This is a genomic window from Tardiphaga sp. 862_B3_N4_1, from assembly GCF_051811085.1.
In the GTDB taxonomy this organism is placed as follows: domain Bacteria; phylum Pseudomonadota; class Alphaproteobacteria; order Rhizobiales; family Xanthobacteraceae; genus Tardiphaga; species Tardiphaga robiniae.
Genome location: NZ_JBPWQB010000001.1, coordinates 532,841 through 546,716 on the forward strand (window position 1 = coordinate 532,841; position 13,876 = coordinate 546,716).

General features: G+C 61.8%; 16 protein-coding genes and 1 tRNA gene. 14 read left to right on the forward strand and 3 right to left on the reverse strand.

From position 1 onward, the window contains the following. Positions 1 to 16: 16 nt before the first annotated feature. The 4 genes from urtE (at position 17) to AB8B02_RS02560 (ending at position 2,327) form a co-directional block, all read left to right on the forward strand. The gene (urtE, locus tag AB8B02_RS02545) at positions 17 to 712 is read left to right on the forward strand and encodes an urea ABC transporter ATP-binding subunit UrtE (RefSeq protein WP_068733931.1); all 696 of its coding nucleotides are present in this window, start codon (positions 17 to 19) and stop codon (positions 710 to 712) included. A gap of 24 nt (positions 713 to 736) precedes the next feature. Further along, complete coding sequence (locus AB8B02_RS02550) at positions 737 to 1,591, forward strand: urease accessory protein UreD (protein WP_120288703.1); 855 nt, start codon at positions 737 to 739, stop codon at positions 1,589 to 1,591. An 18-nt stretch (positions 1,592 to 1,609) separates the two neighbouring features. After that, positions 1,610 to 1,912: an urease subunit gamma gene (locus AB8B02_RS02555; protein WP_068733936.1), complete on the forward strand. Its 303-nt coding sequence runs from the start codon at positions 1,610 to 1,612 to the stop codon at positions 1,910 to 1,912. 109 nt (positions 1,913 to 2,021) lie between these two features. Beyond that, the gene (locus AB8B02_RS02560; RefSeq protein ID WP_120288704.1) at positions 2,022 to 2,327 is read left to right on the forward strand and encodes an urease subunit beta; all 306 of its coding nucleotides are present in this window, start codon (positions 2,022 to 2,024) and stop codon (positions 2,325 to 2,327) included. Positions 2,328 to 2,331: 4 nt separating this feature from the next. Here the strand turns inward: AB8B02_RS02560 and AB8B02_RS02565 are convergent, their stop codons facing one another. Then, positions 2,332 to 2,661, reverse strand: a complete 330-nt coding sequence (locus AB8B02_RS02565; protein ID WP_120288705.1) for a hypothetical protein — start codon at positions 2,659 to 2,661, stop codon at positions 2,332 to 2,334. Positions 2,662 to 2,875: 214 nt separating this feature from the next. Here AB8B02_RS02565 and AB8B02_RS02570 point away from each other — a divergent pair, with 214 nt between their 5' ends. The 7 genes from AB8B02_RS02570 (at position 2,876) to AB8B02_RS02600 (ending at position 9,589) form a co-directional block, all read left to right on the forward strand. Then, the gene (locus tag AB8B02_RS02570) at positions 2,876 to 3,310 is read left to right on the forward strand and encodes an endonuclease domain-containing protein (RefSeq protein WP_120289181.1); all 435 of its coding nucleotides are present in this window, start codon (positions 2,876 to 2,878) and stop codon (positions 3,308 to 3,310) included. After that, a complete protein-coding gene (ureC, locus tag AB8B02_RS02575; RefSeq protein WP_068733942.1) occupies positions 3,301 to 5,013 on the forward strand; it encodes an urease subunit alpha in 1,713 nt (570 codons plus the stop codon). The genes AB8B02_RS02570 and ureC overlap by 10 nt, the downstream gene beginning before the upstream one ends. 275 nt (positions 5,014 to 5,288) lie before the next feature. Beyond that, entirely contained in the window at positions 5,289 to 5,588 is a 300-nt protein-coding gene (locus AB8B02_RS02580; RefSeq protein WP_068733944.1) for a putative quinol monooxygenase, read from the forward strand. A 17-nt stretch (positions 5,589 to 5,605) separates the two neighbouring features. Then, positions 5,606 to 6,277, forward strand: a complete 672-nt coding sequence (locus AB8B02_RS02585; RefSeq protein ID WP_120288706.1) for an urease accessory protein UreE — start codon at positions 5,606 to 5,608, stop codon at positions 6,275 to 6,277. Further along, positions 6,258 to 7,004: an urease accessory protein UreF gene (locus AB8B02_RS02590; RefSeq protein ID WP_120288707.1), complete on the forward strand. Its 747-nt coding sequence runs from the start codon at positions 6,258 to 6,260 to the stop codon at positions 7,002 to 7,004. The genes AB8B02_RS02585 and AB8B02_RS02590 overlap by 20 nt, the downstream gene beginning before the upstream one ends. A 36-nt stretch (positions 7,005 to 7,040) precedes the next feature. Beyond that, positions 7,041 to 7,670, forward strand: coding sequence for an urease accessory protein UreG (gene ureG, locus AB8B02_RS02595; protein ID WP_068733948.1), 630 nt, complete (start codon positions 7,041 to 7,043; stop codon positions 7,668 to 7,670). Between the two features lie 269 nt (positions 7,671 to 7,939). Beyond that, entirely contained in the window at positions 7,940 to 9,589 is a 1,650-nt protein-coding gene (locus AB8B02_RS02600; RefSeq protein ID WP_120288708.1) for an HWE histidine kinase domain-containing protein, read from the forward strand. Positions 9,590 to 9,656: 67 nt separating this feature from the next. Here AB8B02_RS02600 and rpoH read toward each other — a convergent pair whose 3' ends face one another. Both rpoH and AB8B02_RS02610 read right to left on the reverse strand, forming a co-directional pair. After that, positions 9,657 to 10,556 (reverse strand): RNA polymerase sigma factor RpoH, encoded by a 900-nt coding sequence (rpoH, locus tag AB8B02_RS02605; protein WP_089261507.1) that lies wholly within the window; start codon positions 10,554 to 10,556, stop codon positions 9,657 to 9,659. A 213-nt stretch (positions 10,557 to 10,769) separates the two neighbouring features. Beyond that, the gene (locus AB8B02_RS02610) at positions 10,770 to 11,780 is read right to left on the reverse strand and encodes an RluA family pseudouridine synthase (RefSeq protein WP_120288709.1); all 1,011 of its coding nucleotides are present in this window, start codon (positions 11,778 to 11,780) and stop codon (positions 10,770 to 10,772) included. A 68-nt stretch (positions 11,781 to 11,848) separates the two neighbouring features. Here AB8B02_RS02610 and AB8B02_RS02615 point away from each other — a divergent pair, with 68 nt between their 5' ends. From AB8B02_RS02615 to AB8B02_RS02625, 3 genes are all read left to right on the forward strand, one after another. Further along, positions 11,849 to 12,190 carry a hypothetical protein gene (locus tag AB8B02_RS02615; RefSeq protein ID WP_093759212.1) on the forward strand — a complete coding sequence of 114 codons (342 nt, stop codon included), beginning with the start codon at positions 11,849 to 11,851 and terminating at the stop codon, positions 12,188 to 12,190. 113 nt (positions 12,191 to 12,303) lie between these two features. Then, positions 12,304 to 12,378: transfer RNA gene (locus AB8B02_RS02620), tRNA-Glu, on the forward strand. 109 nt (positions 12,379 to 12,487) lie between these two features. Next, positions 12,488 to 13,816: a molecular chaperone gene (locus AB8B02_RS02625; protein ID WP_439063017.1), complete on the forward strand. Its 1,329-nt coding sequence runs from the start codon at positions 12,488 to 12,490 to the stop codon at positions 13,814 to 13,816. The last annotated feature ends 60 nt before the right edge of the window (positions 13,817 to 13,876 follow it).

The window sequence follows — 13,876 nt, forward strand, 5'->3', positions numbered from 1 at the left end:
GCAAGGATTAGGTCATATGCTGAAGGTCGATAATATCAGCCTCTATTACGGTGCAGCCCAGGCGCTGCGCGGCGTCACCGTTTCGGCGGAGCCCGGCAAGGTCACCTGCGTGCTCGGTCGCAACGGTGTCGGCAAGACCTCGCTGCTGCGCGCCATGGTCGGCCAGCAGGCGATTTCAAGCGGTTCGATTACGTTTGACGGGCAGGACATCTCGACGCTGAAGCCGTTCGAGCGGGCGCGGCGCGGCATCTCTTTCGTACCACAGGGCCGTGAGATCTTCCCGCTGCTCACCGTGGAAGAAAACCTCAAGACCGGCTATGCGCCGCTGAAGCGCGCCGACCGCAATATTCCCGATGACGTGTTCTCGCTGTTTCCGGTGCTGAATTCGATGCTGGGGCGGCGCGGCGGCGATCTCTCCGGCGGCCAGCAGCAGCAGCTCGCCATCGGCCGCGCGCTGGTGATGCGACCGAAGCTCCTGCTGCTGGATGAGCCGACCGAAGGCATCCAGCCCTCGATCATCAAGGATATCGGCCGCGCGATTTCCTATCTGCGCTCGCTCGGCAATATCGCTATCGTCCTCGTGGAGCAGTATCTCGACTTTGCCTGCGAACTCGGCGACAACTTCGCCGTGATGGATCGCGGCGCGGTGAAATACACCTGCGACCGCTCGACGCTCGATCCCGCCGAGATCAGCCGCCAGATGGCGCTGTAACGCAGGCTCAAGGCCGGAGAGTGCATGCAGGCTGACAACACCACGCTGTCGTCATCGGCGATCTCATCGTCCTCGGCGATTTTTGCGGCCAACCGTGCCCGCGGTGCGGTCAAGTTCGACGTGCATCTGGCGGAGGGCAAGACGCGCCGCCGCCAGCTGCATGAATCCGGCTCGCTGCGCGTGCGCTTTCCGTCCCCCGAAGATCACGGCCTGTCTGCGATGTTCGTCAATACCGCCGGCGGTGCGGCAGGCGGCGACCGTTTCGATATCGACATCGCGGCCGGCGAAGGCACCAGCCTGACTGTGACGACCGCCGCCGCCGAGAAGGTCTATCGCTCCCATGGTCCCGCGGCCGAAATCAATATCGCGCTGAAGGCCGAGGCCGGCGCGCATCTGTCCTGGCTGCCGCAGGAAACCATCCTGTTCGACCAGGCCCGCACCATCAGGCGCATCGATATCGATCTGGCCGATCGCGCGACGCTTTTGCTTTGCGAGATCGTGGTGTTCGGTCGTGCGGCCATGGGTGAGGTGATGCAGACGGGGTCTTTCGTCGATCGCTGGCGCCTGCGTCGCGGTGGCAGGCTGGTGTTCGCGGAAAACGTGCGGCTGGATGGCGATATCGCCGCGAAACTGGCCAGACCGGCCATCGGCAATGGCGCGGTGGCCATCGGCACGGCGCTAATCGTGCCCGGCGACGAGGCACTCATCGAGCGGCTACGCGAAGTCACGGATGGCGCTGGCGGCGAGGTTGGTATCTCCTGCTGGAACGGCTTTGCAATGGCCCGCTTCTGTGCACAAGATGCGGCGAAGCTGCGCGCCGACATGATGGCGGTGCTTGGACGATCAGGCGCGATGCTGCCGCGCATGTGGCTCAACTAAACCTATCAGAGTGTTCGCATGAATCTCTCTCCCCGCGAAAAAGACAAGCTCCTGATCTCGATGGCCGCCATCGTGGCGCGCCGCCGGCTGGAACGCGGCGTCAAGCTCAACCATCCCGAAGCCATCGCCATCATCTCCGATTTCATCGTCGAGGGCGCGCGCGACGGCCGCACCGTTGCCGAGCTGATGAAATCCGGCGCCGAGGTCATCACCCGCGCGCAATGCATGGATGGCATCGCCGAGATGATCCACGACATTCAGGTGGAAGCGACATTCCCCGACGGGACGAAGCTCGTCACGGTGCACGAACCGATCCGCTAGTTCAAACTCCGTCATGCCCGGGCTTGACCCGGGCATCCATTTTCAGCGCTCTAAGGCGTGGATGGCCGGATCAAGCCCGGCCATGACACCGAGAAAATCGAGAGGTCACATGATCCCCGGCGAACTCTTCATCCAGGACGGCGAGATCGAGCTCAATGCCGGCCGCAAAACCGTCACGCTGACGGTGGCGAATTCCGGCGATCGGCCGATCCAGGTCGGCTCGCACTACCACTTTTTTGAAACCAATCCCGCGCTGAAATTCGACCGCAAGAAGGCCCGCGGCATGCGTCTCGACATCGCCGCCGGCACGGCCGTGCGCTTCGAGCCGGGCCAGAGCCGCGATGTGCAACTGGTCGAACTCGCCGGCAAACGCACGATCTATGGTTTCCGCGGCGATGTGATGGGGAAGCTCTGAGCTCCTAGCCGCCGGCGCTGTCCATCATGAACGAGCGGAAATATCGATCGATGGCCAGCGAGATCACGACGACCGAGACGAACAGAAGACAGCTGTATGATGACCAACGTCCGATATCGTTACGGAACGATCGGATGCCGAGGATCACGAACCAGATGCCCAGAGCGATGCTGAACCAGTTGAACCAGGTGACGAGGATCGCTTCGGCAGCGTCCAGTTCGGCGATGAAGCCATCCGGAAATCCGAGCCACATGACGCGGGTCATGTATAGCCAGAACGTCAGCGCGAACAGCAGGCATGCCGCAGCAAATGGATAGACGTTCTTCCATCTCACGATATCGGTCTCCGTCTCAGATCCCGACGCCGCGCGCCTTGCTGGGGTGCGCCAAGCTATGGAAGTCGCGGGTCACGCCGTCAATGAACGAAGGCGCAGGCAAGCGTACCGTCTATGGATTCCGCAGCGACGTAATGGTGAAGTTGTGATTGTTGGGAATGTGACGGCCGTAGTGCTCCCTCCCCCCTTGCGGGGGAGGGGCGGGGAGGGGGGTATGCCACATAACGAGGTCGGCGAGTTTCAGCGCCGTCGCGCCAAGGAACTGCGGCGCGCAATGACTCGCGCCGAGACCTTGCTGTGGCGACAGCTAAAGGCACATCGTCTGGCAAATTTGGGTTTTCGTCGACAAGCCCCGATGGGTGTTTACATTGCTGATTTCGTTTCCCATGCGAGCAAGCTCATTGTCGAAGTCGATGGTGAAAGCCATGATTTTGTAGAGCGCATCGCGCACGACGCGCGCCGCGACGCTTGGTTTACCGCGCGTGGCTATCGCGTCCTTCGTTTCAGCAATGACGATGTCATGAAGAATCTCGAAGGTGTTGTCCTCGCGATCGGCGAGGCCGCGACCTGTGGCACACCCCCCTCCCTGACCCTCCCCCGCAAGGGGGGAGGGAATACTCCGGCCAATGGAGCGAAAACATGCCCGTGAAAATCAAACGCTCCGTCTATGCCGACATGTTCGGCCCGACCACCGGCGATCGCGTGCGGCTCGCCGATACCGATCTGATCATCGAGGTGGAGAAGGACTTCACCATCTATGGCGAGGAGGTGAAGTTCGGCGGCGGCAAGGTGATCCGCGACGGCATGGGGCAGTCGCAGGCGACGCGCGCGCAGGGCGCCGTCGATACCGTCATCACCAACGTGCTGATCGTCGATCACTGGGGCATCGTGAAGGCCGACGTCGCCCTCAAGGGCGGCATGGTCCACGCCATCGGCAAGGCCGGCAATCCCGATATCCAGCCGGGGGTGACCATCAATGTCGGTCCCGGCACCGATGTCATCGCGGGTGAAGGAAAAATCCTCACCGCCGGCGGCTTCGACAGCCATATCCATTTCATCTGTCCGCAGCAGATCGAGCATGCGTTGATGTCGGGTGTCACCTCGATGTTAGGCGGCGGTACCGGCCCGTCGCACGGCACTTTCGCGACGACCTGTACGCCAGGCCCGTGGCACATCGCGCGGATGATCCAGTCCTTCGATGCCTTCCCGGTCAATCTCGGCATTTCCGGCAAGGGCAATGCCTCGAAGCCCGCGCCGCTGGTGGAAATGATCAATGCCGGCGCCTGTGCGCTGAAGCTGCACGAGGACTGGGGCACCACGCCCGCCGCGATCGACAACTGCCTCAGCGTCGCCGATGACTACGACGTGCAGGTGATGCTGCACTCGGACACGCTGAACGAGTCCGGCTTCGTCGAGGACACGATCAAGGCCTTTAAGGGCCGCACCATCCACGCCTTCCATACCGAAGGTGCCGGCGGTGGCCATGCGCCCGATATCATCAAGGTCGCGGGCCTCAAGAACGTGCTGCCGTCATCGACCAATCCGACACGGCCATTCACGCGCAACACCATCGATGAGCATCTGGACATGCTGATGGTCTGCCACCATCTCGATCCGTCGATTGCGGAAGATCTGGCATTTGCCGAAAGCCGCATCCGCAAGGAGACGATCGCTGCCGAGGACATCCTGCACGATCTCGGCGCGCTCTCGATGATGTCGTCGGACAGTCAGGCCATGGGCCGGCTCGGCGAGGTGATCATCCGGACGTGGCAGACTGCCGACAAGATGAAGAAGCAGCGCGGGTCGCTGAAGGAAGACAAGGGCAACAACGACAATTTCCGCGTCAAGCGCTACATCGCGAAATACACGATCAACCCCGCTATCGCCCATGGTGTCTCGAAGCTGATCGGCTCGGTGGAGAAGGGCAAGATGGCGGATCTGGTGCTGTGGTCGCCGGCGTTCTTTGGCGTCAAGCCGGATCTCGTCATCAAGGGCGGCTCGATCGTCGCGGCGCCGATGGGCGATCCGAACGCGTCCATTCCCACGCCGCAGCCGGTGCACTACCAGCCGATGTTCGGCGCCTTCGGCCGCGCGCTGACCCAGTCGTCGGTGGTGTTCACATCCGGTGCGGCGGTGGCCGGCGGTCTCGCCAAGAAGCTCGGTATCCAGAAGTCGCTCTATGCGGTGGAAAATGTCCGCGACGGCATCTCGAAGAAGAGCATGATTCATAATGGCGCGACGCCGAAGATCGAGGTGGATTCGGAGACCTATGAGGTGAGGGCGGATGGCGAACTTTTGACCTGCGAGCCGGCCGAAGTCCTGCCGATGGCGCAGAGGTACTTTATGTATTGAGGTGCTCGGTGGCTCCCTCCCTCCAGCGCAGCGAAGCTGCGCGCAGTGGGGAGGGTCGGCTGTTAGGCCGGGGTGGGGTGCTTCAACAAGCGCGATGTTCCGTGTTGCTCCCCACCCGTCACGTTGTTCGCTTCGCTCGCAACGCGCCACCCTCCCCACTGCGCAGCTGCGCTGCTTGGGGGAGGGAGAAGAAAGAGCGCTTCTATCTGTTCCCATAACCCCTTAATGTCCGTCCCGGCATTCTTAGCCATAACAACAAACCGGGAGGACTCCCCTTGATCTACGTCGTTGCCACTTTGTCCGTGAAACCCGAAGCCCGTGCCGAACTGATCGAAGCTGCCAAGGCTTGTATCGCCGAGACCCGCAAGGAAGCGGGCAATATCGCCTATGATCTGCACGAGAGCGTCACCGATCCGACCCGCATGGTGTTCGTCGAGCAGTGGGAGAATGCCGAGGCACTGGTGCCGCACCGGACGCAGGAACATATGAAGACTTTCGGCCGCGTCGCGGTGAAATGCTTCAGCGCGCCTCCGAAGATCGAAATCATCACCCCGGCTGACGTCGTGGTGCGTTAAACCAAACGAGAGATTCCATGATCCGCGCGACTGAGGTCAAAGGCCAATACAACTGGAAAGAGGCGGCGGTGGACACCGTCGTTCTCGACTTCGACGATCGTCATCGTCGCCGCATGGCGATGACGGGGACGCGCGGACTGGAATTCCTGCTCGATCTCGAAAACGCCGTCGCCTTGCGCGGCGGCGATGCGCTGGTGCTGGAAGACGGCCGCCTGATCGAGGTGGTCGCAGCGCCGGAGCCGCTGATCGAGATCCGTGGTACCGATCCCGGCCATCTGGTGCGGCTCGCCTGGCATCTCGGCAACCGCCATCTGCCGACGCAGATCATGGCCAAGGGGCTGCGCATCCGCAGCGATCATGTGATCGAGGAGATGGTGAAGGGTCTTGGCGCCAAGGTGATCGAGATCGAGGCACCGTTCGATCCCGAAGGCGGCGCCTATGCCGCTGCGCACGAGCCGGCCGGTCATGGGCATCATGATCACGGTCACGACCATCATGAGCATGACCATCATGACCATGATGCGCACGATCACGGCAAGCATGAGCATGACCATCACGCGCATGGTCATGCCGAGCATGTCCATGACGAGCATTGCGGTCACGATCATCACCATGATGATGATCATCATCATGATCACGACAGCAAGCACGACCACCATCGTCACTCTCATGCTCATGACCACAAATAGACCGGCGGACAATAGTTCGCTGAGCGACTCTCCCGCCTTGTCTGCCGACGAAGGCGCTGCGCTGTACCGGCTGATGACCTGGCTGTCGCCGGCTTTTCCTGTCGGTGCGTTTTCCTATTCCAGCGGTATCGAATGGGCGGTGGAAGCAGGCGACATCACCGATGCTGCCAGCCTGCAGGACTGGTTGTCGGCGATGCTGTCCGATGGCGCAGGGTGTTGCGATGGCGTGTTTCTCGCTCATGTGCACCGCGCGGCATCTGACGGCGACGACAAGGCATTGCGCGAGGTTGCCGAACTCGCCAGCGCCTTCGTGCCATCAAGGGAACGTCAGCTGGAGACCACCACGCAAGGCAAGGCCTTCATCGAGATCGCGCGCAATGCCTGGTCGCATGAGGATATGGAGCGGCTGATCGCGATATGCGACAGCCCGATTGTCTATCCCGTTGCCGTCGGACTTGTGAGCGCTGCCCATGGCGTTCCGCTGTCGGCAACCATGCATGGTTTTTTCCACGCGGTGGTCTCGAACTGGATTTCCGCTGGCGCGCGGCTGGTGCCGCTCGGTCAGACCGACAGCCAGCGCGTACTTGCAGCGCTGGAGCCCGTCGTCGTGACCACAGGCCATCGCGCTATGGCCGCATCCCTCGACGATCTCGGCGGCGCGACATTTCGCTCTGATATCGCCAGCATGCGTCACGAGACGCAGTATACGCGGCTGTTCAGGTCATGATTTGCAACAACACCCTTAATCCGGAGAGCATTTGACATGTCCAGTTTTCACGGTCCGCTCCGCGTCGGCATTGGCGGTCCCGTCGGCTCCGGCAAGACCGCGCTGATGGATCTGCTGTGCAAGACCATGCGCGAGCGCTACGACATCGCGGCGATCACCAATGACATCTACACGAAGTGGGATGCCGAATATCTGGTGCGCTCGGGCTCGCTGACAGCGGATCGCATTGCTGGCGTCGAAACCGGCGGCTGTCCGCATACGGCGATCCGCGAGGACGCCTCGATGAACCTCGCCGCCGTTGCCGACATGCGCGTCAAGTTTCCCGATCTCGACATGGTGCTGATCGAATCCGGCGGCGACAACCTCGCGGCGACCTTCTCGCCGGAACTGGCCGATATCACTATCTACGTTATCGACGTTGCAGCTGGCGACAAGATCCCCTCCAAGGGGGGCCCGGGCATCACGCGCTCCGACCTGCTGGTGATCAACAAGATCGATCTGGCGCCCTATGTCGGAGCCTCGCTGGAAAAGATGGATGTCGACGCCAAACGGATGCGCGGGGTCAGGCCCTTCGTAATGACCAATATGAAGACGCAGGAAGGTCTCGACCGGATTATCTCATTCATTGAGAGCAAGGGCGGCCTTAAGGCCAAGGCAGTCGCCTGAGACTTGTGAATAAGGCCTCTGCCGTAGTCTCACGAGCGGGCTTCGACTTGAGGCGTTCATATTGGGTTGGTTATAACGACGGGCTGGTCGATGCCCGTCGGCCAATGTGTCGTGTGATACTGTGTGATACTGCGTTAAGCCTGTTTTTCAAGATTTGTCCGGTCCGGAAATAATTTCCATCGGGCTGGAACCAAATTGTTCCGGTGTGATTGGCATACTCCTGAGCCGCTGACCCGGCAGCAACGTCTCCTAATTTCCCGAGTATCCGTGTGGTCCGGCTTGGCTTCATCATCGCATTACTGGCACTGGTCGGAGCTCTGCTCTCCGGCCTTGCGGCCTATCGCGTGCATGACCAGGAGCTGGCGATCGAGAATATCGCGCTGGGCCGGGCCGTGGATATCCATGCCAGCCTGGTGCAGGAGCGTCTGACCGAGCGCGAATTGCTGGCCCGGGTTGCAGCCGGGCTGTTTCGTGCGCCGACGGTTATGAAGGCCAACATGCTGCAGCCGTTGCGGGCCTCGATCTACGCCTTCAAGACCGATTTCGCGATTGCCGCCTGGATCGCTCGCCTGCAGCCGAACGAATTCGCGGCCGCCAGTGCGGAGCTGGCCAGTGCCGGCTACCGCAATCCTACGATCCGCAGCTACAACGACGATCGCCTGGATGCCAGGGCGCTGGGGCAGCCGCTCGACGTGCTGATGGATGTGGAGCCGCGCAATTCCGTCACCGAAGGCTTTGCCGGTCGCGCCCTGAATTTCTCTCCCGTCACAGGGCCAACGCTGGTGCGCGCCGTGAACGAGGGCAAGCCGGTCGCCTCCAGCCCTACGCCGCTGCAGCAGCCCGATGGACCGCTGGGATTGGTACTGGTGACGCCAGTTGTGCCCGAAGGCGATCCCGCGCCGGCCGGCTTCGTGTCGTTCTCCTATGAACTTGGGCCGTTGATGCTGGCCAATGACGAGATGTCATTGTTCTCGGTGGCGCTGAAAGATCCGCGCGTCGCTGACGGCGAAATCGTCGCCGACGACGATGGCAGGGTAACGGCGCGCCCGCTGGTGGCGAATGGTCCTGCGCTGGCAGTCCTGCGCACGGTTTCGTTCGGTGGGCGTGACTGGTCGCTGGGTTATTATCCGAAGATCAATACCGAGCTGCGCGCCCAGCGTATCGCGATCATCGTCGGCGGGGTCGGCCTCGCGCTGACGGCCATCGTCTGCGGGCTGTTCGGCTATGTCTCCTACGCCAATCTGCGGCTGCGGCGCGAGGTGGAGATCCGCATCGGCTTCGAACGTCGCCTGACCGCCGTCATCGACGAGCTCAATCATCGCGTGAAGAACATCCTGGCGGTGATCCAGTCGATCGTGACGCGCACGCTGCGTCACGGCTCCGACGTGGACAGCGCGCGCGATCTCCTGATCGGGCGCATTCACGCGATGTCGAATGTGGTCTCGCTGCTGAGCGAGAGCCAGTGGCAGGGCGTGCAGCTCAAGGGCCTGTTCGAGGCGCGTGCGATCCCGCATGCCGACCGTATCGCACTGGAAGGTCCGGACATCATTGTCAGCGCGCGCGCTGCGCAGAGCCTGTCGCTGCTGTTCTTTGAACTGGCCTCGCATTCCGACGAGGGCCTGTCGCTGGTGGGCAAGCATCCGCATATCGTTGCGCATTGGGAGATTACGGGTAGCGAGCCGGATGGGCTGTTCAACTTCCGCTGGGAAGAGTTCAACACCAGCGAAGCAACGCGGCGGCCGGACAGCGATTTCGGTCTGGTGCTGCTCGATCGCGTGGCGCCGGAAGCGCTGGGTGGCACGGCGAAGCGCTACTTCACCGATGTATCCTACGTCTATGAACTGACGGCACCCGTCGAAACGGTGATCGACATGACCGAGCGCGACCGGACTGAGGCGCTGGCGAAGCCGATCAGATAATTGACCCCAACAAAAAAAAAGCCGGCGTTTCCGCCGGCTTTCGTATTTGTCGTATCAACCGCGCCTGTTAGTGCGCAGCTTCCAGAGCGGCAGCTTCCGCCTTGGCGATGGTGCCCTTGACCGCGGTCTGCACCTTCTCGAAGGCACGGACTTCGATCTGACGGACACGCTCGCGCGAGACGCCGAACTCCGAGGCGAGATCTTCCAGCGTCATCGGTTCATCGGCGAGGCGACGCGCCTCGAAGATGCGCCGTTCGCGCGGGTTGAGGACACCGATGGCGCCGTTCAGCGCCTGACGGCGATGATCGAACTCCTCGTGCTCCGCCATGATGGTTTCCTGATTGGGCGAGTTATCGACCAACCAGTCCTGCCATTCGCCGGCTTCGCCGTCGTCACGGATCGGTGCGTTGAGCGACGCGTCGCCACCGAGGCGGCGGTTCATGTCGATCACGTCCTGTTCCGTCACGCCGAGACGCGTGGCGATCAGCTTGACCTGGTCGGGGCGAAGATCACCTTCGTCCAGGGCGGAAATCTTGCTCTTCGCCTTACGCAGGTTGAAGAACAGCTTCTTCTGGTTCGCGGTGGTGCCCATCTTCACGAGCGACCACGAACGCAGAATGTACTCTTGAATCGAGGCCTTGATCCACCACATGGCGTAGGTGGCCAGGCGGAAGCCTTTCTCCGGCTCGAAGCGTTTCACAGCCTGCATCAGACCGACGTTGCCTTCCGAGACAACTTCGGAGATCGGCAGACCGTAGCCGCGATAGCCCATGGCGATCTTGGCGACGAGTCGCAGATGGCTGGTCACAAGGTGATGTGCCGCGTCGCGATCGTCGTGCTCGCGCCAACGCTTGGCAAACATATATTCCTGCTGAGGTTCCAACATCGGAAACTTGCGGATCTCGGCGAGGTAATGCGAGAGGCCGGATTCTCCATTGAGAACCGGAAGGGTAGCTGTACGGGCCATTATGATGCCCTCCAGTGGTTCAGACCCCCGATAGCGGCGGGCCAGGCAGCGAGCGCTTTGTTAAAGCCGCCCTGGCTGCGATGTTCCGCGTCTCATTTGACGCAGGTGCAACATACACCCTACTACAAGCGTATTGAAAGTGAATTCCCTGTCACGTTCCCGTGGGGCCAATATAAGCGTTTGGAAAGGCTTACTTTTTTATATGCATCTGCGTCATTCTGGCACGGCCATATGGGCTCTCAGAACCGCCAAATCGTGAGGAAGCTCGCTGGTCCACTCCAGAATCTCGCCCGTGCGAGGGTGCTCCAGAGCCAGCAAATAGGCGTGAAGCGCCTGCCGGTCGAGCGCTTCCAGCGCCGCGCGGCTCTTTACGCCCAGCGACGACGCCTTGGTCTTGAAATGCGAGCCATAGACCGAATCCCCCATCAGCGGATGCTGGATATGCGCCAGATGCACGCGGATCTGGTGCGTCCGCCCGGTCTCCAATTGGCAAGCGAGCAGGGTGGCGATCGGTTTGCCGTGGCGATCCGGGAATTCCTGCAGCACTTCCCAATGGGTCACGGCATCGCGGCCACCTTCGCGGACCGCCATTTTCTCGCGCGCATGGGGATGCCGGTCGATCGGCGCTTCCACCGTGCCGCGCGGCCGGTTCGGAATCCCCCAGGCAAAGGCCATATAGCCGCGCCGCATCTCGTTGGTGCGGCCGTGATCGGCGAATTGCGCCGTCAGCGACGCATGGGCGGCGTCGTTCTTGGCGACCACCATCAGGCCGGTGGTGTCCTTGTCCAGCCGGTGCACGATGCCCGGCCGCTTGACGCCGCCGATCCCCGACAAGGATGCCCCGCAATGGGCGATCAGCGCGTTCACCAGCGTGCCCGTCTCGTGGCCGGCGGCGGGATGCACAACGAGCCCCTTGGGCTTGTTGATGACGATGATGTCCTCGTCCTCGAACACGATATCGAGGGCGATATCCTCGCCTTCGGGCTCCGGCGCGGTGGCCGGCGGCACGTCGATTGTGATCGTATCGCCGGCAGCGACATGATAAGCGGGGTCGCGCACGGGGGTGGGGTCTTGCGAAGACCGGGTGATCGTCACCTGGCCGGCGAGGATCAGCGCCTTCAGCCGCGACCGCGACAAAGCCGGGCTGCGCACGGCGAGCACGCGATCGAGCCGGGTCGAGCCTTCATCGCCCTGCACCGTGACATCCAGCCGTTGATCGTTCATTCCGTAAAGCCTTACCTGGACAGAAGCGTGTTGCTTCGAGAGCCGTGAATTAAGAGACGAGTGTTTGCATGACCCAGCCCGCCGCCGATAGCGCGCCCGAACCGACCCTTGAACAGGCCGCCATGATCGCGCGCGTCCGCCGCATGATGCTGATCGCGGGCCTGACCACCGCCTTGGGCGTCGGCGCGCTGCTCGTCGTGATCGGCTACCGCCTTTTCCGCACGGATGGAAGCACTGTCACGTCCACGACGACCGCGACCCTGCCAAAAGGCGCCAAAATCCTCTCCACGGGGGTAGCCGGCGACCGGATCGTGCTGACGCTGGACGTCGGCGGCAGCACCGAAATCCGCACTTTCGATGCCAAGAGCCTGAAACCCGCCGGAACGTTGAAATTCGCCAGCGAGCCCTGAGGTTCGCCAAAACGAACCCAAGGGTTCGCCTGCGAACCATAACCATATAAGTGGGCGAGGGGGCGGCAGCATCTTGCAGCCACCGCCATTCCCGGCTATCCCCTCCCGCGCACGCTCCGTTCGTCTAACGGTTAGGACATGGCCCTCTCAAGGCTAAAATAAGGGTTCGATTCCCTTACGGAGCGCCACGCCTTTCGCGGAAACCCCTTATAAACAAGGCGTTTTCGCAATTCCATTGACACTTCAAGCCCTTGTTGCGACGGTTTCGTCCTACATAGCGTCCTACATGGGTGCAGGGTGAGTGAGTATCTGACGAAGCGGAACGGGGTCTGGCACTATCAGCGGCGCGTGCCGGAGGAATTTGCTGCCTTCGATAAGCGGGTGCCCGTCAGGCTGACGACCGGCATCAAGGTCGTAGACGACAAGCGCGGGCGCAAGGCGATTGAGATCGCCGAGCGACTCAACCTCGATACCGAGGCGTACTGGCGCATGTGCGCTGGCGGCAACGCGGCGCAAGCGAAGCTCGACTACGACGCTGCCGTCAAACGCTCGCTGATCCTCGACCTTCCATATTTGCCGGCGGCTGCCATCGCCAAGGAAGCGCCGGCCGATCTCATTCGCCGGATCGATGCGCTGGGCACCGGCGATCGAGTGCACGATCCCGAAACGCGTGCGGCGGTTCTGGGTGCCGTGGCCGCGCCGACCATCAAGCTCTCCGGGCTCTACACCGAATTCGACCTGGCGACCGCCACTGAGCGGTTAGGGTACTCTCCGCGCCAGCTGAAGAAATTCAAGGCCGCCAAAGAGCGCGCGATCGAGATCCTGATCGAGGTCGTTGGCGATGGCACAGTCAACGATCTGACGCGCGAGAAGATGCTAAAGCTCCGCGACCACTGGTCAAAGCGCGTGAAAGATGAGGGCATCCAGGTAAGAACCGCCAACAAGAACATCAGCCACATTACGCGCATGGTCCGCGAGGTGAGCATGCGGCACAATCTCGACAAGGAAACGATCGTCGCCGGCTTGCGGCTGCGTGGTGGCAAGGATGGTAGCCGCAGTCCCTATCCGATCCCATTCATCACCGGCGTGATCTTACGGCCCGGCGCGCTTGATGACCTCAACGACCAGGCGCGGGCCGTGGTGCGCATCATGGTCAATACCGGCATGCGCCCAGTCGAAATCATCAACCTCACTCCCGGCTTTATTCTGCTCGATGCGGAGATCCCGCATGTGCGGGTGAAGCCGTTCGGCCGCGTGCTGAAATCGCAAGCCTCTGAGCGCGACGTGCCGTTGGTCGGCATCTCGCTGGATGCGATGCGCGAATTCCCCAGTGGCTTTGCGCAATATGCCGACAACGGCGACACGCTATCCGCGACGGTGAACAAGTATTTCGAAGAGAACGGCATGTGGCTGTCGAAGATGCACACGCTCTATTCGCTGCGCCACAGCCTGAAGGACCGGCTGCGCAATGCCGAATGTCCGGACGAGCTCACTGACGAGCTGATGGGCCATGCAAGCGGCAAACCGAAATACGGTGACGGCCACGGGCTGAGGCTGAAACTGAAATATCTCCAGATGATCGCATTGGCACCAGCCGACTTAGACGCCGTTAGACTGGCTGGTTGATCGGATAAGAGCCGTTCATCGGCGCGGCCGGCTTCAGATCACCAGCGCCGCGAGACCCGA